This window comes from Pseudomonas fluorescens (genome assembly GCF_902497625.1).
Taxonomy (GTDB): domain Bacteria; phylum Pseudomonadota; class Gammaproteobacteria; order Pseudomonadales; family Pseudomonadaceae; genus Aquipseudomonas; species Aquipseudomonas fluorescens_BQ.
This window is the reverse complement of the sequence record NZ_CABVGX010000007.1, coordinates 1-23,071: the sequence shown is the minus strand read 5'-3', so window position 1 is coordinate 23,071 and position 23,071 is coordinate 1. Positions and strand designations below refer to the sequence as shown.

At 57.9% G+C, this 23,071-nt stretch carries 14 protein-coding genes; 9 read left to right on the top strand and 5 right to left on the bottom strand.

Annotated features, from left to right (window positions below; translation table 11 throughout):
• Positions 1-92: 92 nt before the first annotated feature.
• Positions 93-4,904, top strand: a complete 4,812-nt coding sequence (locus tag F8N12_RS06105; RefSeq protein ID WP_150579652.1) for an NEL-type E3 ubiquitin ligase domain-containing protein — start codon at positions 93-95, stop codon at positions 4,902-4,904.
• Here the strand turns inward: F8N12_RS06105 and mnmC are convergent.
• The gene (gene mnmC, locus F8N12_RS06100; protein ID WP_150579651.1) at positions 4,891-6,885 is read right to left on the bottom strand and encodes a bifunctional tRNA (5-methylaminomethyl-2-thiouridine)(34)-methyltransferase MnmD/FAD-dependent 5-carboxymethylaminomethyl-2-thiouridine(34) oxidoreductase MnmC; all 1,995 of its coding nucleotides are present in this window, start codon (positions 6,883-6,885) and stop codon (positions 4,891-4,893) included. The two genes, F8N12_RS06105 and mnmC, sit on opposite strands and share 14 nt — an antisense overlap.
• Before the next feature lie 343 nt (positions 6,886-7,228).
• Between mnmC and pap the strand changes: the two genes are divergently transcribed.
• Together pap and F8N12_RS06090 are read left to right on the top strand one after the other, a co-directional pair.
• Positions 7,229-8,743, top strand: coding sequence for a polyphosphate:AMP phosphotransferase (gene pap / locus F8N12_RS06095; RefSeq protein ID WP_150579650.1), 1,515 nt, complete (start codon positions 7,229-7,231; stop codon positions 8,741-8,743).
• Positions 8,744-8,844: 101 nt separating this feature from the next.
• Positions 8,845-10,029, top strand: coding sequence for a thiolase family protein (locus F8N12_RS06090; protein WP_150579649.1), 1,185 nt, complete (start codon positions 8,845-8,847; stop codon positions 10,027-10,029).
• A 129-nt stretch (positions 10,030-10,158) separates the two neighbouring features.
• Here the strand turns inward: F8N12_RS06090 and F8N12_RS06085 are convergent, their stop codons facing one another.
• Positions 10,159-10,353, bottom strand: coding sequence for a DUF6316 family protein (locus F8N12_RS06085; protein ID WP_150579648.1), 195 nt, complete (start codon positions 10,351-10,353; stop codon positions 10,159-10,161).
• Positions 10,354-10,561: 208 nt separating this feature from the next.
• On the opposite strand from F8N12_RS06085, the gene F8N12_RS06080 reads away from it, so the two are divergent.
• Positions 10,562-11,521, top strand: a complete 960-nt coding sequence (locus F8N12_RS06080) for a DMT family transporter (protein ID WP_150579647.1) — start codon at positions 10,562-10,564, stop codon at positions 11,519-11,521.
• Positions 11,522-11,730: 209 nt separating this feature from the next.
• Here F8N12_RS06080 and F8N12_RS06075 read toward each other — a convergent pair whose 3' ends face one another.
• Entirely contained in the window at positions 11,731-13,125 is a 1,395-nt protein-coding gene (locus F8N12_RS06075; RefSeq protein ID WP_150579646.1) for a class II fumarate hydratase, read from the bottom strand.
• Between the two features lie 192 nt (positions 13,126-13,317).
• On the opposite strand from F8N12_RS06075, the gene F8N12_RS06070 reads away from it, so the two are divergent.
• The 5 genes from F8N12_RS06070 to F8N12_RS06050 all read left to right on the top strand — a co-directional run bounded on the left by F8N12_RS06070 (position 13,318) and on the right by F8N12_RS06050 (position 17,876).
• On the top strand, positions 13,318-13,839 hold the full coding sequence (locus tag F8N12_RS06070) for a DUF2059 domain-containing protein (protein ID WP_028620649.1): 522 nt from the start codon (positions 13,318-13,320) through the stop codon (positions 13,837-13,839).
• Between the two features lie 12 nt (positions 13,840-13,851).
• Entirely contained in the window at positions 13,852-14,151 is a 300-nt protein-coding gene (locus F8N12_RS06065) for a BolA family protein (protein ID WP_150579645.1), read from the top strand.
• Between the two features lie 331 nt (positions 14,152-14,482).
• Positions 14,483-15,424 carry a rhodanese-related sulfurtransferase gene (locus F8N12_RS06060; protein ID WP_150579644.1) on the top strand — a complete coding sequence of 314 codons (942 nt, stop codon included), beginning with the start codon at positions 14,483-14,485 and terminating at the stop codon, positions 15,422-15,424.
• Positions 15,425-15,463: 39 nt separating this feature from the next.
• Positions 15,464-16,066, top strand: coding sequence for a DsbA family protein (locus F8N12_RS06055; protein WP_191623122.1), 603 nt, complete (start codon positions 15,464-15,466; stop codon positions 16,064-16,066).
• The gene (locus tag F8N12_RS06050) at positions 16,059-17,876 is read left to right on the top strand and encodes an ABC transporter ATP-binding protein (RefSeq protein WP_150579642.1); all 1,818 of its coding nucleotides are present in this window, start codon (positions 16,059-16,061) and stop codon (positions 17,874-17,876) included. Before F8N12_RS06055 ends, F8N12_RS06050 begins: the two co-directional genes overlap by 8 nt.
• A gap of 1 nt (position 17,877) precedes the next feature.
• On the opposite strand, the gene F8N12_RS06045 is transcribed toward F8N12_RS06050, so the two are convergent.
• The gene (locus F8N12_RS06045; RefSeq protein ID WP_191623119.1) at positions 17,878-21,834 is read right to left on the bottom strand and encodes a deaminase domain-containing protein; all 3,957 of its coding nucleotides are present in this window, start codon (positions 21,832-21,834) and stop codon (positions 17,878-17,880) included.
• Between the two features lie 10 nt (positions 21,835-21,844).
• Positions 21,845-23,007, bottom strand: a protein-coding gene (locus F8N12_RS06040) for an IS3 family transposase (RefSeq protein WP_150579640.1) whose coding sequence is annotated in 2 segments (ribosomal slippage) — positions 21,845-22,752 and positions 22,752-23,007 — 1,164 coding nt in all. Because the reading frame shifts where the segments join, the coding sequence is not laid out codon by codon here.
• Positions 23,008-23,071: the final 64 nt, after the last annotated feature.

Here is a 23,071-nt window from a genome sequence, read left to right as displayed (position 1 = left end):
GTCGACCTGCGATCTCAACCGATAATCGAATTATCAATGGAGCAGCACACCTCTTAGACTGAGTGATTCTTAATGCAATAAGGATATTGCACATGCTCAATAGCCCCGAGATAACACCAGCCGGCATCACCTTAACCCCCGCAGATCGGACTGCTGCGGTTGTCGAACAAACGGCTGATCTGGACAAGGCTGAAGTCCTGGAAAAGTCCACTCCACCCTGGCTGGCCGGCGCAGACCTGGCGACAGTGCAGGCGTTGAGAGCGGCTTTTCAACAAAGCGGTCTCACGCAGGCCAGGGCCGCAGAAGTGCTCGACAAGCTCAAGCCGCTGGACGTGTTTTGCAAGGAAGAATTGACACGCACCCTCAAGGACAAGTGGACTGGCGATTTCGATGTCGAGCGGGACACCCTGGAGATCGTCAGAAGATCGATCACCAGTACTTCCACTCCGTTCCCTGTCGACTTCGAGGAAAAAATCACCACCACTTCCCGCAGCCTGCTGCACGCGGCCATGGAGAATTTCACCGCTGAAGAGTCCGAGAGTGACGGCATCCCGAGAGAATCATTGATACGAATCAATGGGCTGGCCCAGACCGGTCCGGTGATGACTCCGACGAAATTCGCGCTGCTCTGCCGAGAGCTTGACCTCGGGGCGCGGTATCAAAGTCACATTGCCGAGGTCCTGGCATTACCCGCCCAATCCACAGGGAATCGATCCGCCACAGCGGCTGATGTGCAGCAGTCGAAATTGCTTGATCTGAAAATCGCCGTACACATCGCCTCGCTTAAAAAGGACATCAGTGAGGCGGTTTACACGATGCTGCTAAGCGTGATCAATCAGGATGTGCCTGCCGCGCAAACGCAAAACGCTTTGTTTGATGGCTCGCCGGTCATCTGGCAGGGCTTGATGATTCACGAAGCCTGCGTCTGTGGCGCTTTAGTGTTCAGCGCTGTCTCGATCGACACCGAGCCGACGGCAAAGTGTGTGGTTTACATGCCCAACGAGCCGCGCAGGCCGCTATTTGAATATGCTTCGCTGGATGAGTTCAAGGTCTACCTGAGCCTGAAACTGCAGACCAAAAGCTACCGGCAATACTTCGCCAGCCAGTTGCTTCCCGGCCATGATAAAACTGATTTTTTTACCGCATTCGATGAAGACAAATCACTGGGTAACCTGACCGCTACGCCAGCGACGTGCCTGTCTGGTTTTTTCTTCGGGGCCTTTGTCAGCAAGACCCAGAGAGATGCGCAAGTGCTCGCCGTTTCGAGCGCCGATGTGGACGAACGGCAGCGCCAGAAAACCATACAGCGATTGCTTGATGACGGTGTTCTTTTACTGAACGCGGCGGCGTTTTTCGTACCGGCGCTGGGCCAGTTAATGCTCGGCGCAGCCGTCATCGAAATCGCCAGTGAAGTATACGAGGGCGTACAGGACTGGACGCATGCCGAACGCCACCGGGCCCTGTCGCATTTGCTCACAGTAGTCGAGAACCTTGCCCAGTTGGCAGCATTTGCCGTGGGCGGCAAAATAGTGTCGGCTGCGCTCAGTCGAGGGATGAAAGAGCAGGCCGCGTTTTTTGATGGCTTCGAAGCGGTAACCCGCGCCGATGGTCAAAAACGGCTGTGGAAACCTGATCTTCAACCTTATCGGCAAACGTCGGCGTTGCCCGAGACATTGCAGCCCGATGCCAAAGGGATTTACAAAGACGGCGAGCACACGTCGATTGTCATGGAAAATTCGGCTTTTCGGGTTACTCATAACAGTACGCTGAAGCATTGGCAGATTAGCCATCCTGCGCACCCGGATGCGTACGCCCCTGCCGTTGAACGCAATGCCGAAGGGGGTTGGCGATATGTCCATGAACACGCGCATGAATGGCCGGACAGTGGCTATGCCCTTAAGCGGGCGGCGCCTCGCCTGGACACTTTTTCGCAACGTCAACTGACGCAAATCGCCGACATTGCAGGGGTCTCACCGGCCGAGCTGTGCCGGTTGCATGAGAGCAATCTCAAATTGCCGGCTCGACTCAACGATTGCATCGAACGTTTCAAGCTGAATGATCACATCAGCAGGTTCATCAACGCTATGGAGGCAGGCGAGAACGCCAATACAGAGTTTTTGCAGGAGCAATTGCACACCCTGCCAAGGTTGCCTGGTTGGCCGGCGCATCGTTTTATCGAGGTACGGGATGATCAAAGCCTGGTGGTAGCGCGCTTCCCGGAAACGGCACCGGTCAATGACGAAGTCAACAGCGTCCACGTATCGCAAAAGCAGCTCGACGCCGGGCAACTGCTCGATACTGTGATTGCCGGGCTCTACCCGCAGGAGGTCGAAGGTATTATCGGAGTCACAACCGGCCAGTCAAAAGCCGGGCTGTTGGCAAGCAAAATCGGCGCCTCCCTCAAGGACGATCGCCGGGCGCTGCATGAGTGGCTTTACAAATCCTATGATGGCGAGCCCAGCGCGGCCGTCGCAACATTGCGCGCGTTGGGCGCAGACGTGCCCACCCGGGTTGCCGAGGAATTACTGGCGCAGGCCAGCCAGCGCGATCGGGTTTTTCTGCGCGACCGCAAGATGCTCGGGCTGGATCTGGTTGAGCAGGTCAGGGCAATGCAATCTTCACTCAGGGTTGACCGTGCGCTGACAGGGCTGCATCTGCCGCATTTGGCCAACTCCGACAGCGATCAACTGGCGCTCAGGCTGCTGGATCAACTTCAGGGTTGGGACGAGGATTTTCGCCTTGAGGTCAGGCAGGACTCACCGACAGGCACCTTGCTGGACAGCGTGGGGAAAGCGGATGCATCGGTGGGTGAATGTATCGTAAAGACGTCAGGCGGCTATCACGTCAATCATCTCCAGAACACGTTGGTCGTCACCCGAACGAGCAGGACATTTGTGGAGGCAATCCTCCATGCCTTGCCAGCGGGCCGGCGCACCCGGATGGGACTGTCCGGTGCGGATAACTTCGATAGCGTGTTGCTGCGAGAGCATCTGGTCACTGCGGCGACAGGCAACCCGGCGCGTACCACGCGGGTGTTGAGAGGTGAGAAAACCGAGGCGCCGGCACATCTGTCGGCTTGCACCCAGGCTGATCCGCCCGTTTCCAACGCGTACCCATGGGGTCTGATCCGAAAGGTGCGCAAGCTTTATCCGCTCTTCACCAATGCGCAAGTGTCGGCTTTTCTTGATGCTGCCGGCACTACCCATAAATTGCGCGCAGACAGAATCAAGGATCTGCAGGAGCAATGGAAGAAACTGCGCTCTGTGCTGCACCGCTGGCGCGATGACGAAGTGCAGATGAAGCAAGTCCCCGGTACGCTGAACGATGTTCGTGTCAGTCGTCGCCAGGTAGCCAATGCAATCGAGAACTGCTGGCGCCGGATCACGCCGCCGCGATGGCCTGCCGGTCTGGCCCAGACTACCCTTAAATTGCAGCGCAACCCGGTCGGCGCCTTGCCGACACTGACCGAACAGGACGTTGCTCACGTGCGAACGCTTTGCATCAGGGACATGGGCGCGGGCGACGAACTGGCGTATTTCCTCAAGCCTTTCAAAGGTCTTGTCAGGCTGGAACTGGATGGCAATCAATTGTCACGATTGCCGGAAGCCCTGTCGCACATGCCGGACCTTGAGCACTTGAGTCTGACCCGAAACAAACTGGCACTGACTGAACACACCTTGCGCAAAATGGCCGCCATGCGCAAATTGAAGGTCCTGGAGCTGTCCGGTAATCGTCTGGGCGCGACGGTTGATGTCAGCAAAATGTTTGATCTGCGCTCGTTGCTCATGGTCGATACTCACTCCACTGAGCTGCCTGTGGGTCTGTCCAGGCTTCCGTATCTCGAGCTGGTCAATCTCAGCGGAAACGATATTCGCGAGCTGCCCGACTGGCTGTTCCGCGTTCCCGGACAATTCGCCAGAAGGATGGTGCTGCGGCATAACCCTTTGTCCGAAGCGAGCAGGGCAAAGCTCAAGGACTATCGTGACGCCAACGGCATCGGTATGGGATTCCTGGAAGATGATGTTGCGGTCATCAATGAGCAGAAAGCTCGCGAGCTCTGGATGCCCGATGCGCGAGAGGAAAACTATGCCGGTCGCAATCGCAGCTGGACCGCATTGAAGAATGAACCCCACTCAGCCGGTTTTTTTCAACTGCTGGCAGAGCTCGGGAGCACTGCGGACAACCGCTTCGTCCATGAAGACATGACCCGCCGGGTGTGGAGCGTGATTGAAGCGGCCGAGGCAGACTCGGCGTTGCGTGACCACCTCCTGCCCTTGGCCGAACGCGCCAATTGCAATGATTCCACGGCGATGTTGTTCAGCAATCTCGAGACAGCCGTCGATATCGACACCTTGATTCGGGAGTCGGCCAATGCTCACGATCAGGCTGCGCGGCTGCTGGATCTGGGGCGGCGTCTGTTTCGCCAGGATTACCTCGCTACGCTGTCCGATGAGTACGTGCGCACCCATCCGCAAAGCGATCCCGTGGAAGTGGCCCTGGCCTACCGCACCGGGCTGGCCGTAAAGCTCGAATTGATCGGCCAGCCGACGCACATGCTCTACTCATCCCTGGGTGGTGTAACACCAGGCGACCTGAATAGCGCCTACGATAAAGTGATGGCTGCTGAACTTTCCTCCGACCTGCTGGATGACATTAGCAGCCGCGCGTTCTGGAGCGATTTCTTGCGCGAGCACCACGCTAAACAGTTCACCGATCTGGCTGCGCCGTTTCATGAACGAGTAGAGACGGCCATCGAAACCCGGGAGGCCCTGGGGGACGGCTATCTGGCACACGTCGATGGCATCGTGAGTGAAATGGAGACGGCGCAAAAAAATCTGCTCAAACGTCTCACTCAGCAAGCCATGCAAGCGGCTGAGCAGAAGGTCTGCTTCAAACTGGATTAAGCGGTTTATTACGGATCAATCGACGCAAGGCAAAACGGTTCGGGTGACAGGCTTCTGCAACTGCCTTGGGCAGCGGCAGAGGCTCGTCATTGAGCCAGGCGGCGAGCAGCTCGCCGGATAAGGGGGCGGTGATCAGTCCGCGCGAACCATGACCGCTGTTGACGTACATACCGTCCAGCCATGGGCAAGCGATGTCCGGGGTGTGTCGGGCATCCTTACTCAATGCGCTGTACGCAGCGACGAAAGCTGGACCTTGGGCGACTGGTCCGACGATCGGCAGGTAGTCCGGGCTGGTGCAGCGGAAGGCTGCGCGGCCCTCCAGCGTTTCGGGCTGCAACGCCTCGACGCCTAGCCGAGCCACCAGGTCCATGGAAATTTCTTCAAGCATGTGTAGATTTCCGGCGTGTTCGGCAACGGTCGGAGTCAAGTCCTCGTTGTTGAAATCGAAACTGGCGCCGAGGGTGTGTTCACCTGCTCGTGCTGGCGCGATATAACCTTCGGCACAGACCACCGTGCTCAACATCCGGCTTTCAGGAGTCTGCGGCAGGCGAGTTATCTGCCCGCGAATACGCTTGAGCGGCAGATCACTGCTGAAAGGGAAACGTTTGATCTCGGCGGCGCCGGCGAGCACTACGATGGGCGCCTGGGCGAGCACTGTCTCGCCGTCCAGCGCTTGCCACTGGTTACTGGAGCGCCGCAGTTGCAGCACATCGTGATGCGTCAGGAGCTGAATGTTCGAATGCGCCGCTTGCCATTTACACAGGGCAGGCGGATGCACCCACCCACCCTCGGGGTAAAACAACCCGCCGCATGCCAGGCCGACACCGGCATGTTCTTCGGCCTGCGAGCGATCAAGGCAGTGCAGCAGGTCTTCGGGAAACGCCGCCGCCAGTTGCGCCTGGCGCTCGGCTTCCTTGGCATTGAAAGCCAGTTGCAGCACCCCACAGTCATCCCAGTCGACGCCGCGCTGAAGTTGCTCAAGCAACCGACGTGTATGACCAAACCCGCTGACGATCAATTGTGACAGCGCCGTGCCATGCGCGGAAAGCTTAAGGTACAACACGCCTTGAGGATTGCCCGAGGCTTCCTGGGCCAGGGTCGCGTGACGCTCCAGCAAACTGACCCGCCAGCCCCGAGCGGCGAGGCTCGCTGCCGTTGCGCAGCCTGCCAGCCCGGCACCGATCACCAGCGCATGTCGTTCGCCGTGGAGCACTGGCGGACGGGCAAACCACGGTTTTACGGTCGCCACTGGCGCAGCCTCTTCGGGCCATCCGAGAAACGTACCGCGCAGAACTTCCCACTTGTGGCCGATGCCAGGCGTGCGCTTCATCTTGAAGCCTGCCGAATTCAGCAAGCGTCGAACCCATCCGGTGCTGGTAAACGTGCTGATGGTCGAGCCGGGCGCGGCCAGGCGCGCGAGTTCGGCAAACAATTCGGCAGTCCACATGTCGGGATTTTTCGCCGGGGCAAAACCGTCGAGAAACCAGGCGTCGATCCGCGCATCGAGTTGCGGCAATTGCTCCAGCGCATCGCCGACCAGCAAGGTCAGGGTGACTCGACCGTTGGCCAGTGTCAGTCGCTGGAAGCCTTGATGGATGGCCACATAAATTGCCAGCAACTGATCGGCAAAAGCCTTCAGTTCCGGCCACAGCGCCAAGGCACGTTGAAGGTCGGGCAGGCTCAGCGGGTACTTCTCGACACTGACAAAATGCAACCGCGCACCCGCCACCGCGTGCTGCTCGAACAACTGCCAGGCGCAGAGGAAATTCAGTCCGGTGCCAAATCCGGTTTCGCCGATCACCAGCCGTCCGCCCTCCGGCAATGCCGCAAAGCGGTCACGCAGACAGTTCTGTTCAAGGAACACGTAGCGGGTTTCATCAAGACCTGACTTGTCCGAAAAATACACATCGTCGAACACTCGCGAACGCGGCAGACCTTGGTCGTCCCAGTCGATCTGGGCGTGGGGCAATGCAGGTTTCATGGCAGGCTCGGCAACGGCAAGGCGGCCATTCTAGCCGATCGCTCCTCTGCGTGTAGCAGCTGCCGAAGGCTGCGTCCGACGCGTAGCGGTCGCTCGTTCCAGGTCCGCGTCTTATGATCAGGCAGATATTGCGGGTGCTGCGCACCCGGACGCAGCCTTCGGCAGCTGCTACGGGGGGTGGGGGGGAGGTTGGACGCAGGTTTCGGCGCCTGCTACGGGGGTGGGTGGTGTGAGGCGGGACGCAGCCTTCGGCAGCTGCTACGGGGGGCGAGATGGATGGGATTACTCCACCGCGGCGTGGTCTGATCCGCTAGTCTTGCTGAATCCGGGAAAGGAGCCGTCCATGTTCGAATCTGCTGAAATCGGTCACGTCATCGACAAAGACACCTACGAAGCCGAGGTGCCGGCGCTGCGCGAAGCCCTGCTGGATGCGCAGTTCGAGCTGCAACAGCAAAAACGTTTTCCGGTGATCATTTTGATCAACGGCATCGAGGGCGCGGGCAAGGGCGAAACGGTCAAGCTACTGAACGAGTGGATGGACCCGCGTCTGATCGAAGTGCGCACGTTCGATCAGCAAACCGACGAAGAACTGGCGCATCCACCCGCCTGGCGTTATTGGCGAATGCTCCCGGCCAAGGGACGCATGGGGGTGTTCTTCGGCAACTGGTACAGTCAGATGCTGCAGGCGCGGGTTCACGGGGAGATCAAGGATCCACGGCTGGATCAGGCCATTAATGGCGCCGAGCGTCTGGAAAAGATGCTCTGCGATGAAGGCGCACTGATCTTCAAGTTCTGGTTTCATCTCTCGAAGAAGCAGATGAAGGCGCGGCTCAAATCCCTCGCCGACGATCCGCTGCACAGCTGGCGCATCAGCCCGCTGGACTGGCAGCAGTCGCAGACTTACGACAAGTTTGTGAAATATGGCGAACGCATCCTGCGTCGCACCAGCCGCGACTATGCGCCGTGGCATGTCATCGCCGGGATGGACCCGCGTTATCGCAGCCTCGCGGTCGGCAAGATTCTGCTTGATGGCCTGCAAGCCGCCCTTAAACGGCCGCAAATTCATCCGGATAAAGTCAGCGCAGCGCCTGTGGGCAGCGCGGTGGACCAGGTCAACCTGCTCGACAGTCTCGACCTGACCCTGCGTCTGGACAAGAGCGATTACGAAGAGCAACTGGTGACTGAGCAGGCGCGACTTTCCGGCCTGATGCGCGATAAACGCATGCGCCGCCATGCCTTGATCGCCGTGTTCGAAGGCAATGACGCGGCGGGCAAGGGCGGGGCGATTCGTCGCGTCGCGGCCGCGCTTGATCCTCGTCAATACAGCATCATTCCGATTGCCGCGCCGACCGAAGAAGAGCGCGCGCATCCATACATGTGGCGGTTTTGGCGACACCTGCCGGCGCGGCAGAAATTCACCGTGTTCGACCGCTCCTGGTATGGCCGGGTACTGGTCGAACGCATCGAAGGTTTTTGCAGCCCGGCTGACTGGTTGCGCGCGTACAGCGAGATCAACGACTTCGAGGAGCAGATCTCCAATGCCGGGGTGATCGTGGTCAAGTTCTGGCTGTCCATCGACAAGCAGACGCAACTGGATCGTTTCGAGGAGCGCAAAGAGATCCCGTTCAAGCGCTTCAAGATCACTGAAGACGACTGGCGCAATCGCGAAAAATGGGACGCCTACCGGACCGCTGTTGGTGACATGGTTGATCGCACCAGCACCGAAATCTCCCCATGGACCCTGGTGGAAGCCAATGACAAACGCTGGGCGCGAGTCAAAGTGTTGCGCACCATCAACCTTGCCCTGGAAGAAGCGTTCGAGAAATCCGATAAAGAGGCGAAGAAGCGCAAGAAGTGAAGCGATGGTCACGCATACGCGAAGTGAATGATCGTCGCGGTCGGTAATGGGGTGCGCTTATGCTCGGTCACCCCCAACCGATAACAACACTGAGGTATGCCATGCGTGAAGTGGTGATCGTCGACAGCGTACGGACCGGCCTGGCCAAATCCTTTCGCGGCAAATTCAACATGACCCGTCCGGACGACATGGCGGCGCATTGCGTCAACGCCTTGCTTAAGCGCACCGGCATCGACCCGGCCAGCGTGGAAGACTGTATCGTCGGTGCGGGTTCCAACGAAGGCGCTCAGGGGTACAACATCGGGCGCAACGTCGCGGTGCTGTCGCAGCTGGGCATCGGCACCGCCGGCATGACCCTCAACCGCTTCTGTTCGTCCGGCCTGCAGGCAATTGCAATCGCCGCCAACCAGATTGCTTCGGGTTGCAGTGACATCATCGTCGCTGGCGGAGTTGAGTCCATCAGCCTGACCATGAAAAGCGTCAACACTGACAATCTGATCAACCCGTTGCTGAAAGAACAGGTGCCAGGCATCTATTTTCCGATGGGCCAGACGGCCGAAATCGTTGCGCGCCGCTATAACGTCGGCCGCGAAGAGCAAGACGCGTATGCGCTGCAAAGTCAACAACGCACCGCCCGGGCCCAGGCCGAAGGATTGTTCGATGATGAAATCGTGCCGATGGCCGTGAAGTATCGGGTGGAGGACAAGGCAACGGGCGTGGTGCAAATACTCGACGGGATTGTCGAGCGTGACGACTGCAATCGCCCCGACACCACGCTGGAAAGCCTGGCCGGTTTGAAACCGGTGTTTGCCGAGGACGGCTCGGTGACTGCAGGCAACTCATCGCAGCTGTCCGATGGCGCCTCGATGACGCTGGTGATGAGCCTGGAAAAGGCGCTGGAGCTGGGACTCAAGCCTAAGGCGTTTTTCCGGGGTTTCACCGTGGCCGGGTGCCAGCCGGATGAAATGGGTATCGGCCCGGTGTTCTCGGTGCCGAAACTGCTCAGGGCGAAAGGTTTGCAGATCGCCGACATTGACCTGTGGGAGCTCAACGAAGCATTTGCCTCTCAGTGTCTGTATAGCCGCAACCGGCTGGAGATCGACAACGAGCGATACAACGTCAATGGCGGCTCGATTTCCATCGGCCACCCGTTTGGCATGACCGGTTCGCGTCAGGTCGGGCACCTGGTGCGAGAGTTGCAGCGGCGCAATCTGCGTTACGGCATCGTCACGATGTGCGTTGGCGGCGGAATGGGCGCTACCGGGTTGTTTGAGGCGGTGCGCTAACCTGTCAGTTCTTTTATAAACGCGATATCGCTATCGTCTGATCGACGGGTGGAGCAGGCCCGCTGCCACATTGAACGGTGTATGCATTCAATGTGGGAGCGAGCCTGCTCGCGAGGGTAGCGACTCGGTCTACTGACCCGCACTCAACTTCTGCATCCGCTCGATGTAAGCCTGAATTTCCCGTGCAGCCACTTCGGCATTTTCGTACGGCCCCTCCAACGTATTCTCACGTGTGCTGAAGTACAACTCCCCGTTTATCCGACACATCCGGTCACTGCGAAAGTGCGTGGCGGGGGCATTGTCCTGGGCTCGCATGCCATACATGGCGTTCTCCTCGAAAGTGTTCCGGTCGGTGGATCAGATGAGCTTATGCACAAAATAATTCCCTCGCCCGCACAACTGATCGACGGCACATGGCCACCAAAGCCTTGCGACCCGCACAGTTTCATCCGCGCCCGGTCGCCAACTGTCACTGTGTGTCGTCAAGCTGTGCGCCTAGAATGACGGTTCTCGCAACGGGTTCGAGGTACACATGCACATTTCATCAGGTCGCTGGGTCTACGGTCTGTTCCTGGCGTTGTTGACCGCGGTGCTGTGGGGAATCCTGCCGATCAAGCTCAAGCAAGTCCTGCAAGTGATGGACCCGGTGACGGTGACATGGTTTCGTTTAATGGTGTCCGGCTTGTGTCTATTGGCTTATCTGGGGGCAACCCGGAGGCTGCCCAGTCGCAAAGTGCTTGGCCCGCGCGGTGGCTGGCTGGTGGTGATGGCAGTGCTGGGGCTGGTCGGTAACTACGTGCTGTACCTGATGGGCTTGAACTTGCTGAGCCCCGGCACCGCGCAACTGGTGGTGCAGATGGGCCCGATCATGTTGCTGATCGCCAGCCTGTTTGTGTTCAAGGAACGCTTCAGCGTGGGGCAGGGCATCGGGTTGCTGGTGCTGCTGATCGGCTTCGGGTTGTTCTTCAATCAACGTTTGACCGAGTTGCTCACTTCCTTGACCGATTACACCGCCGGCGTGCTGCTGGTGTTGCTCGCGTCCACGGTCTGGACGTTCTACGCCCTGGGCCAGAAGCAGTTGTTGACGGTGTGGAACTCGCTGCAGGTGATGATGGTGATCTACCTGTTTTGCGGTTTGTTGCTGACGCCGTGGGTGCATCCGCTGGAAGCGCTACAGTTGAGCCCGTTGCAGGGCTGGCTGTTGCTGGCGTGCTGCATGAATACGCTGATCGCATATGGCGCCTTTGCTGAAGCGCTCGCGCACTGGGAAGCTTCGCGGGTGAGTGCCACGTTGGCGATCACGCCGCTGGTGACGTTTGCAGCAGTCGCTGTGGCTGCCTGGTTGTGGCCGGATTTCGTGCACGCCGAGACGATCAATGCGCTCGGTTATGGCGGGGCGGTACTGGTAGTGCTGGGGTCGGCGCTGGTGGCATTGGGGCCGTCGTTGATCGCGGGGCTGCGGGCCCGGCGGGTGCGGATAGCGGCTGGCTAGACCGCGTTATCGTTCATCGCGAGCAGGCTCACTCCCACGTTAGATGCAAGTGAACCAACCTGTGGGAGCGAGCAGCCTCACTCCCACAGTAGATCCGAGTGAACCAACCCTGTGGGAGCGAGCAGCCTCACTCCTACAGTAGATCCGAGTGAATCAACCCTGTGGGAGCGAGCCTGCTCGCGATGACTGAAGCGCCGTCACCGCAAAACTTAACCCTTGGCGCCCGCCTCAATCATATTCTCCGGCCGCACCCACTGATCGAACTCTTCATCAGTCAAATATCCCAGCTGCAACGCCGCCTCGCGCAAGGTCAGACCTTCGGCATAAGCCTTCTTGGCTATCTCCGCCGATTTGTCGTAGCCGATGTGCGGATTCAGCGCGGTCACCAGCATCAGCCCGCGTTCCAGGTGTTCCGCCATCTTCTGCACGTCCGGCTCCAGGCCGGCGATGCAATGCTGCTGGAAGTTGCTGCAGCCATCGCTCAGCAGGCGGATCGACTGCAACAGGTTGTAGATGATTACGGGTTTGAACACATTCAACTGCAAGTGACCCTGACTCGCCGCAAAACCAATCGCCACATCGTTGCCCATCACCTGACAGGCGAGCATTGACAACGCTTCGCACTGAGTCGGATTGACCTTGCCCGGCATAATCGAACTGCCTGGTTCGTTGGCCGGCAGTTTCACCTCGGCGAAACCTGCGCGGGGTCCGGAGCCGAGCAGGCGCAGATCGTTGGCAATCTTCATCAGCGTCACGGCAAGGGTTTTCAGCGCGCCAGACAGTGTGGTCAGCGGCTCGTGCCCGGCCAGCGCGGCAAACTTGTTTGGCGCCGTCACGAAAGGCAGGCCGGAGAGAGCAGCCAGTTCGGCGGCAATCGCTTCGCCAAAACCGTGAGGCGAATTCAGGCCGGTGCCGACAGCGGTGCCGCCCTGCGCCAGTTCGCACACCGCTGGCAATGCGCCGCGGATTGCCCGTTCGGCGTAATCCAGTTGCGCTATGAAAGCCGAGAGCTCCTGGCCGAAGGTGATTGGGGTGGCGTCCATCATGTGCGTGCGACCGGTCTTGACCAGTTTCATGTGCCGCGCCGCCAGCTCGGCCAGTCCACCGGACAGTTCACTGATCGCCGGCAGCAGGTGCTGCTGGACTGCCTGGGCTGTAGCGATGTGCATGGCCGTAGGGAAGCAATCGTTGGAACTCTGCGAACGATTGACATGGTCGTTTGGGTGCACCGGCACCTTTCCGCCACGCGGTTTGCCAGCGAGTTCGTTGGCGCGGCCGGCAATCACTTCATTGACGTTCATGTTGCTCTGCGTGCCGCTGCCGGTCTGCCAGACCACCAGCGGAAACTGCTCATCGTGGCTGCCACCGAGCACTTCGTCAGCAGCCTGTTCAATGAGTCTTGCGATGTCGGCAGGCAGGTCACCGTTGCGGTCGTTGACTCGTGCTGCGGCCTTTTTGATCAGTGCCAGCGCATGCAGCACCGGCAGCGGCATGCGTTCTTCGCCGATAGCGAAATTGACCAGCGAGCGTTGCGTCTGGGCGCCCCAGTAGGCTTCATCCGGGACTTCAACCTCGCCAAGGCTGTCGGTTTCGATACGGCTCATCGTGCACACTCCTCTAGGTCTGATTGCGCAGTTTAGGCCGTGATCACCGGCCGTGGTTCCATCGGTCTGGATTCTGACCATTGAACCCCTCTAAATCAGGTGCGACAAGGCTTGGGGTTGAGCGACACACTTTTTTAGGCGCAGAATGGTCGCCCTTGGGGTCTTACCTCGCTTGCTAGAAAAGGAAACTCGATGACTCGTCTTCGTGCCATCTGTACCGCGGTTGCACTGGTCTGCGCCAGCGGCCCTGTTTTTGCCGATACCGCCAGCCACAACGCCAGTGCCGAGGCTTTCCTGACCCTGGCGCACGCTGACAAACTGGGCACTCCGGTGTACATGCAAGTGCAGCAAATGTTCGCTCAGCGCTTTGAACAGACCAAAGCCCCGGAGTCGAAGAAAGCGTTGCTGGAAACCTACCAGGCCAAGGCTAACGCCGCCCTGGATCAGGCCATCGGCTGGAAGAAGCTGAAACCGGACATGGTCAAGCTCTATACCACTAACTTCAGCGAGTCCGAGCTCAAGGACCTGGTTGCTTTTTACCAGTCGCCACTGGGCAAGAAAGTCCTCGAAAAAATGCCCCAGCTGACTCAGCAATCGGCCCAGATGACCCAGGCCAAACTGGAAAGCGCGGTCCCTGTGGTCAATAAGTTGCTGGCTGACATGACAGCCGAGCTGGAGCCTAAAGGCGCCGCTCCTGCCAAGAAAAAGCCGTAAACGGAGCCCGGTATGACCATGCAACAACGCATCGAATCGACACTTGGCCTGTTACGACCCGAGCACCTGCAAGTGCTGGATGAAAGCCACATGCACAGTCGTGGCCTGCAGACCCACTTCAAGGCCGTGGTGGTCAGCCAGCAGTTTGAAGGGCTCAACCGCGTCAAGCGTCACCAGAAAGTCTACGGCACGCTTGGCGAGCTGATGGGTGAGTTTCATGCGTTGGCGCTGCATACCTACACGCCAGATGAATGGGCACAGATCGACACGGCCCCGGCCTCGCCGACCTGTGCTGGCGGTAGCAAGCATTAGTGTGATGGATGAGGGGCTGTTTGTGGCGAGTGGGCTGTTGTGGCGAGGGGGCTGTTGTGGCGAGGGGGCTTGCCCCCGTTCGGCTGCGCAGCAGTCGTGAACTCGATAATCGGCTTCCCCGTCACTCCTCGGCGAAGCTGATATTTTAAGGGCCGCTTCGCAGCCCAACGGGGGCAAGCCCCCTCACCACAGTCGATAGTGCCAAGCTTTAAGATCGGCCGTCCTAATCCCACACGATTTTTGCTAGAATCCGCAACGCGCCGCTTACCCGGCGCGTTTTTTTTCGCATCCGGTTCACCCCTTACGAGGGTAGCCACCTGGAGAATCACCCATGACACAACCGATTGTCGTGGCGGCACTTTATAAGTTCGTCACTCTGGAAAACTACGTCGAAATGCGCGAGCCGCTGTTGCAGGCGATGGTCGACAACGGCATTAAAGGCACCTTGCTGATCGCTGAAGAAGGCATCAACGGCACTGTTTCCGGCAGCCGTGAAGGCATCGACGGGCTGATGGCCTGGCTCAAGAACGATCCGCGTATGGACGACATCGACCACAAAGAGTCGTACTGCGACGATCAGCCGTTCTACCGCACCAAGGTCAAGTTGAAAAAGGAAATCGTCACCCTCGGCGTCGAAGGCGTGGACCCGAACAAAACGGTCGGCACCTACGTTGATCCGCAGAACTGGAACGCGCTGATCAGCGATCCTGAAGTACTGCTGATCGACACACGCAACGACTACGAAGTCTCGATCGGCACCTTCGAGGGCGCCGTCGATCCGAAGACCACCAGTTTTCGCGAATTCCCTGACTACATCAAAGCCAACTTCGACCCGGCCGTGCACAAGAAAGTCGCGATGTTCTGCACCGGTGGCATTCGCTGTGAAAAAGCCTCGAGCTATATGCTCAGCCAGGGATTCGGCGAGGTGTATCACCTCAAGGGCGGCATTCTGAAATACCTCGAAGAGGTGCCGCAGGAAGAAACCAAGTGGCAGGGCGACTGCTTTGTCTTCGATAACCGCGTCACCGTGCGTCACGACCTCAGCGAAGGCGACTACGATCAATGTCATGCCTGTCGCACGCCGGTGAGTGTTGAAGACCGCACGTCCGAGCATTACGTCGCAGGCATCAGTTGCCCGCATTGCTGGGATACGCTGAGCGAGAAAACCCGCCGCAGTGCCATCGACCGGCAAAAGCAGATCGAACTGGCCAAGGCGCGCAACCTGCCTCACCCGATCGGCTACAACTACAAGCAAACTCCTTCCGAGGCTTGAACCATGTCTGCTCGCCGCTTGCTCTATGTGATGGACCCGATGTGTTCCTGGTGCTGGGGCTTCGCGCCGGTGGCCAACGCGCTGGTCGAACAGGCGCACGCGGGGGGAGTGGAAGTGCATCTGGTGGTTGGCGGGCTACGCACCGGCAGTGGCGCGGCGCTGGAGCCGACCACCCGGCGCTACATTCTCGAACACTGGCAGGCGGTAAACCAAGCCACCGGTCAGCCGTTCAAGCATGAAGGGGCGTTGCCCGAGGGTTTTGTCTACGACACCGAACCGGCCTGCCGGGCGCTGGTCACGGCGCGCAGCCTGGCGCCGGATTGCGCGTGGAAACTGCTCGGGTTGATACAGCATGCCTTCTACGCAGAAGGGCGCGATGTCACCCACGCCAGTGTGCTGGTGGAACTGGCGGAAAAGGCCGGTTTGCCGCGCATCGAATTTGCCGCCGCATTCGACCGTGCCGATCAGCATGCGGCGACCGCTGCCGATTTCACCTGGGTGCAGGATCTGGGCATCGCCGGTTTTCCAACTCTGCTCGCCGAGCGGGACGGCCAACTGGCGCTATTGACCAACGGCTACCAGCCGCTGAGTGAGATATCGCCATTGCTCGGCCGTTGGCTGGAGCGCGCCGCCTGTGCCTGACTCGCTTGCTGACGCAGCAGCGCCCGAGCGTGTCGACCGATTGAGCTGGGCCGAAATTCGTCGCCTGGCCCTGCAGCATAAAAAATCCCTCTGGATCGCCAACGGCGTCGCTGTGCTGGCGACGCTGTGCAGCGTGCCGATTCCCTTGCTGCTGCCGTTGCTGGTCGACGAGGTGCTGCTGGGGCACGGCGATTCCGCTCTGAAAATCATGAACCATGCACTGCCGGACGTTTGGCAGAAGGCTGCCGGCTACATCGGCTTGATGTTGTTGGTGACGCTCTGCCTGCGCTGCGCCGCGTTGCTGTTCAACGTGGTCCAGGCGCGATTGTTCGCGGCCCTGGCCAAGGACATCGTCTACCGCATTCGGGTGCGGCTGATCGAACGGCTCAAGCGTATTTCCCTCGGTGAATACGAAAGCCTGGGCAGCGGCACCGTCACCACGCACCTGGTCACCGACCTCGACACACTGGACAAATTCGTCGGCGAGACCCTCAGCCGTTTCCTCGTGGCCATGCTGACGCTGATCGGCACCTCGGGCATTCTGATGTGGATGCACTGGAAGCTCGCGCTGTTGATTCTGCTGTTCAACCCACTGGTGATTTACGCTACGGTGCAGTTGGGAAAACGGGTCAAGCACCTGAAAAAACTCGAAAACGACAGCACCTCGCGCTTCACTCAAGCCCTGACCGAAACCCTCGACTCGATTCAGGAAGTTCGCGCCGGCAATCGCCAGGGTTTCTTCCTCGGCCGCCTTGGTCATCGTGCGCGGGAAGTGCGCGATTACGCCGTGAATTCGCAGTGGAAAACCGATGCATCGAACCGCGCCAGCGGTCTGCTGTTCCAGTTCGGCATAGATATTTTTCGCGCCGCCGCCATGCTCACGGTGCTGTTTTCCGACCTGTCGATCGGCCAGATGCTCGCGGTGTTCAGCTACCTGTGGTTCATGATCGGTCCTGTTGAACAGCTGTTGAACTTGCAATATGCCTATTACGCCGCCGGCGGTGCGCTGTCGCGGATCAACGAGCTCCTGGCCCGCGCCGATGAGCCGGAATATCCCGGTGGCGTTGATCCCTTCAAGGGCCGCGAAACCGTCGGCATCGAAGTGCAAGGTCTCAGCTTCGGCTATGGCGAAGAGTTGGTGCTGAACCAGATGAACCTGTCGATCGCCCCGGGAGAGAAGGTCGCCATCGTTGGCGCCAGCGGCGGCGGCAAAAGCACGCTGGTGCAATTGTTGCTGGGCCTGTACACGCCGCTTGCCGGAACGATTCGCTTCGGCGGTTCGACCCAGCAGGAGATCGGTTTGCCCACCATTCGCGAAAACGTCGCGGTGGTCCTGCAGCATCCGGCGTTATTCAACGATACCATTCGCGCCAACCTGACCATGGGCCGCGAGCGGAGCGACGATGCCTGCTGGCAAGCGCTGGAAATTGCGCAGTTGCACGCAGCGGTGCGCGAACTGCCCAATGGCCTCGACAGCATCGTCGGTCGCTCCGGCGTGCGCTTGTCGGGAGGGCAGCGCCAGCGCCTGGCGATCGCGCGCATGGTGCTGGCCGAACCGAAAGTGGTGATCCTCGATGAGGCGACCTCGGCACTCGATGCCGCCACCGAATACAACCTGCACCAGGCCCTGGCGCGGTTCCTCAGCAACCGCACGACCCTGATCATCGCGCACCGCCTGTCTGCGGTGAAGCAGGCCGACCGCGTGTTGGTATTCGACGGCGGGCAAATTGCCGAGGATGGCGACCATCAGCAACTGATTGCTGATGGCGGGTTGTACGCCAAGCTTTACGGTCATTTACAGCAGATCTAAGTCAGCCCCAGAGCACCTTCAGCGCGTCTCGTCCGCCATCATGTCCGAACTGTTGCATGACCACCGAGCACGACTCGCAGGGGCGCATGGTTGTGACAATTTCGATGGAGCGGATTTGCGCCGGGTCAGGATATTTTCCGCGGATTACGCTGATCAATTTGCTCTCGCTGTCCAGTGAGGTGGGCTTGGTTACGTCGGCAGTTTTATAGGTTTTGATATCTTTGATAGTGAGGGGGACAGCCAGTATCTTTCCATCTGGAGTCTGCCTGATGTTGGTTCTCGGGAACGTCTGATTGAAATCAATGTTGAAGTACGTTGCGTTGCCCTGTTTTACCTGATTGGCACCTAGACGGCGAAATAACGGCAAAAAGGTAGTACTCCGCTGACCCCCGGACACGCTGACGTAAATTTCCCTTTGCCCTGTACTGGTCGTCACGTCGGCAAAAGCGATGTTTCTGGCATTGACCGGACGTTGGTACCTGGGCATCAGACCTTGCAGTTTCTCCATCGTGTCCTGTATGCGTAATGCTGGATCGGCCAGTCTGGGTCTGATTAATGGAGACAGGAAAAGGTTATCCAGCACTTCTGCTGTCCTTTGCCGGAAAGGTTGCGATGCATATGCGCTACGTGTCCAGTTAGTTGCCCCTTCGGGTAGTCGAGTGACGATCATTCGGGTCGAGTGATCGAACATCAGGGCCTCTGCCGGGCTGGTATCCACCTTCAGCCATTTCATGTTGTTCGCAGGATTCGCTGGTGTGCCAAGCGGGATCGCGATCTCTTCCATGGTTTTCAACGCGCGTTCAACGGCCTTTACGCCGTGGAGGCGGGCGACATTGTTTGCAAGCAGCGAGCCGGTATACACCCGTAACAGTTCTGCTCCGAGCTCGCCCTCGGCCATCTGGGCTTTCGTCAGGAGATTGAACTTCAATGATCCGCTCAGGCTGTTGCCCTTGGCAACTGTCGCGAGGTAGTACTTGTCGCTGTTCACCCGGGTAAACACATGGATGGCGGTCTCATCGATGCTGGTGGCGATAATGGCACCGACCCGATGAATATCGTCGATCTGTTCATAGGTGCCAGGGATTTCAAGGCGCGCGTAGATACCTTTTCGAAACTCCAGAGGAGCGATAAACGCCTTTTTGGGTATCAGCCTGCTTTGATTGAAGCCGAGCGTTTTAAGATCTTCACGCACGAGTCTGGGGACATTGTTCGTTACCCGATAGAGCGCATCATCGAGTGCGAGGTAGGCTTCTCCACGCCAGGTTTGTGGTGTGGAGCGCCGTTCGCCAAACCAAAGTGCATAACCCTTGGTTTCATCGACTGAACCAGGTGCCGGGGTAGGCGCGGCAGTTGCGTTCACAAAACTGTTGACGCAAACGGTTTCTGCGGGCGCTCGCGGGGCACGGCAGGGAATGTGCTGCAGCGCTTTGCTGTCATCGATCAGACTGACCCGGCGCAAGACTTCGTCATCCAGCCGATAGGGGATGTCGTCGAGATACACCGTGGTTCGACCGTCGACTTCAGGGATGTATCGAGCGCGCGTCGTGTTCGGGATGATAAACAGCGCATCATCGCTATTTTTTGCAACCGCCGGATAAATCGATGGCCCCACGGACAGCTCGTTTTCAGCGGTCCTCAATGCAGGCCCATAAGGTTTGGCGGACACTGGATCAATCAAATAGTAACGCGGTGTGGAGGTTGATCCGATATTGCGCACGGGCACGTCTTGGAGCCCGCGCACGGCGGCGAGTCGGTCATTCGGAGTGAGGGGGGGCCAGCGGGCAGGATTAGTAACTTGAGGCCAGCCGCCGATAGTGCTGTAGTGACTGGATCTGGCCATTGAGTTTTTTATACCGGCAACCGATTTTCTGACGATATATTTGACCCCGGTAGCAGCATATTGGATGCCGGTAGCGGCTCCCCTTACAAGTCCCCTTGTGAGCCTGAAAGCGGTGGTCGGTAGACCATAGAAAGGAATGGTGTTCTGGACGGATGAAATAAGCAGTTTGCTCGCAAGTTTGCCTAACTTGGGGAGCGCATAGGCAATTCCTGATCGCACCGCCGTGGATACAAGCTTGATTGAGCCGGATATAAATTTTCCCAAAGGCATTGCAAACGAAACGACATCGAAAATCAGGCCGAATACAGCCCACGCTTTTTGGTTCGGATCATCCGACTGCAGATCGCTTATGTCTCCCCAAAAAGGCAAGAATTTTTTTAGTGATTCAGTCCAGTGGGGACGTGTTACAAACCTTTCTATTTCTGTCTCGCCTCTGGCTGCGTCAAGTAATAGCTTCTCGTCGTAATAGAAAAAGTTATTGGCGATACAATGGGCTACTTCAAAGGCGCGAGCATTTTCTATCTTTGGAGATGGGGAACGCTCACTGTTCGGGCTTGGAGGGGGAGGGGTGAATGTCTGGCCAAATTGATCGATGATGGCGTTGCATGTTTTACCTGCTTGCGGTGGTGTGCCTGTTTCATGAGCGTCCCAGTCAATAGGAATATTGTCCAGTGGCCGCAACACCTCCATCTCGTCATGAAAAAATCCAGGGTTGTACTCAAACGTGCGATGTCCGCCTAACATTGCCGTTGTGATATCACTGCGTTCACGAATTATACCGGCCCGGGGTAGACACTCGATATGGTACTGTTTGTCGTGAAGAGTAGCTTGCAATATAAAGCCCATTCGAAGGCGTAGCGGCAGAATCTTGGTGGGGGTTTCGTGTTCAACCCAAAGGTCGCTCGTTGGCTTCCTTAATGTGTAAATTTTCACCGCTCCGTGTTCCATGGCCAGACGGATATCGTAAGGGAGAGAAAGGAACAGGTTTTTCAGTAGCGTTTCATAAGCGCTTTTGCTTTTCTTCAAGTAACTGTCAAATTCTGATTGAAATGACTCGTTTACGTCCGGTAAGGATTTTTGCAACGTGGCTTCATCAATCCAGTCTGATGTGGTCGTTAACGTTCCATCTGCGTTGATGCGCAAAGTATGCTTGCTTGGACGCAGGCCGTCTTTCGTTGTGATGTGCCAGTCTCGCCCTTTAGTCCATTTTAGCGACATGTACACATCACGAAACGAGTGGGCTTTATCCCTCAGGTCAGGCGCGCCTATTAATCCACCCTTCCTGCCGCGTGAAAAGTCTTCAATGAGTTTTCGTCCATCATCAACGAATGGTGTTGCGGAACCCTCACGCACTGTTCGCCATTCTCCAAGCGCGAACATTTTTCTATCCTTGAAAAATTTTTTAATGTTCTCGTCAGCGATTACCGATCTTAGCGGATAATCGACATCCATTTGAGCAATTGCGCTGCTCAATGCATCGGCGTGCGCATCAAGCGCTTCTATAGCGCAGTCCACGTCCTCTTTCGAGTAGTCCGAATCGGTTTTTTCATGAATGATACCGTGGGTGATGGCCCACTGCAGGGCTGGGGCGATTCTGCACAGGCCGATAAGCTCACGCTCTTCTTGCGTGCCTGTCATTGACAGCAGGATCGGAAAATTGACCAGTTGCTGGAACGTCATGCGGGTTATCAGATCGTCCTCGATTGCCTCGGCAAGTGTCACGCCGTGCACGAAGTTAACCCATACAATAGAACCCCTGTAGGGCAGGTCAGAGGGTATATCGTGAACCTGGAACTCTTTTGGAAATTCTGGTTGAAATAGCCGTGCAAGCACGCGTGCCTCAGGCATTGTCCGGGCATGGTGATTGTCGAAAAGATGTTGTTCAAATCTGGCCCGCAGACGGTGATAGCTATTTCCCCGCTGTGACCTCTGATGCACCTGAAATCCTGCTATATCATTTCGCTCACCACTTACTGCTTGGGTCGTCCATAAACAGATAGCGCGACTCACCAGCTTGGTCCGTACCTGCTCGCCGGTGTCCTCGTCCGCTTCGCCGCCGTACCAATTCAGACTTTTCAGTAATAAGGTTCCCAGTCGAGTGGATTCAGCAGAACGCAATATGTAGTGGTCAACTAATCCCGGACACGACGTTAAGTTTTTCCTCGGCCCGCGCTGGTGCCAACCCATCGTTGAATTGATGAGGTCGAATCCAGTTGTACCGATGCATCAAAAAATGGCTGATATCGCGCTGTGCTTCCTGCGCAGTTCGATAGCCCACGGTTGGTATCCATTCTGTTTTCAAGCTGCGAAATACGCGCTCCATCGGTGCGTTATCCCAGCAGTTTCCTCGTCGACTCATGCTCTGGCGCATACGGTATCGCCACAACCGCTGGCGAAAGAGTCGGCTTGCATATTGCGATCCCTGGTCCGAGTGGAATAGCGGATCCGAAGGCCTGCCACGCTGCTCGTAAGCCATATCCAGCGCTTTGATCACCAGCTCAGCGTCTGGCTTTTCCGACAGCGCCCAGCCCACGATCCGACGCGTACAAAGATCTAGGACGACAGCCAGGTAATGCCACTTTCCTTGAGCCCAAATGTAGGTGATATCGCCGCACCAGACTTGATTAGGCGCTGGCACGTCGAACTCGCGGTTCAATGTGTTCGGGATATCCAGTCTTTCTACTGTTGCTCGTTTGTAGGCATGGGAGCCGGGTTGTTTGCTGACTAAATCAAGCTCGCGCATCAAGCTACGAACTTTGAATCGACCGAGTTGCTCACCGTCTTCACGCATCAGCGACAGAATGCTACGACTGCCCGCGGAGCTGCGACTTTGCGAGAACAGCTCACTGACGCGACTACGTAATCGAAGCCGTTCAACATCGGGCGTGCGGCGCCGCAGGCGCTGGGCGTAGTAACACGAGCGAGTGACGTCAAACACCTTGCACAGCCAATCAACCGGCTCATGGGCGCTCAACTGGGCAATCAGCGCGAACGCTCGTGATCTTCCGACATCAAGAGCGCGGTAGCCTTTTTTAATATGGATTTCTCTCGCTCAAGCCGAGCGATCCGGGCCTCCAGCTCCTGAATTTTTTGCTGTTCCGGCGTCAGCGCCTTGCTCTGCGGGGTGATGCCTTTATGTTCTTTCTGAATCTGGTCAACCCAGCGGCGCAATGCCGACTCACCAATGCCTAGTGAACGGCTGGCTTCGATGTAGCTGTAGTTTTGTTTGAGCACGAGGGCTGCGGCCTCGCGCTTGAATTCAGGAGTAAAGGAGCGGCGTTGTTTGGTCATCTGACACCTCGATCTGGCGAGCATTCTCGCCTAAATGGGTGTCCGGTTTCATTAGACCACTACA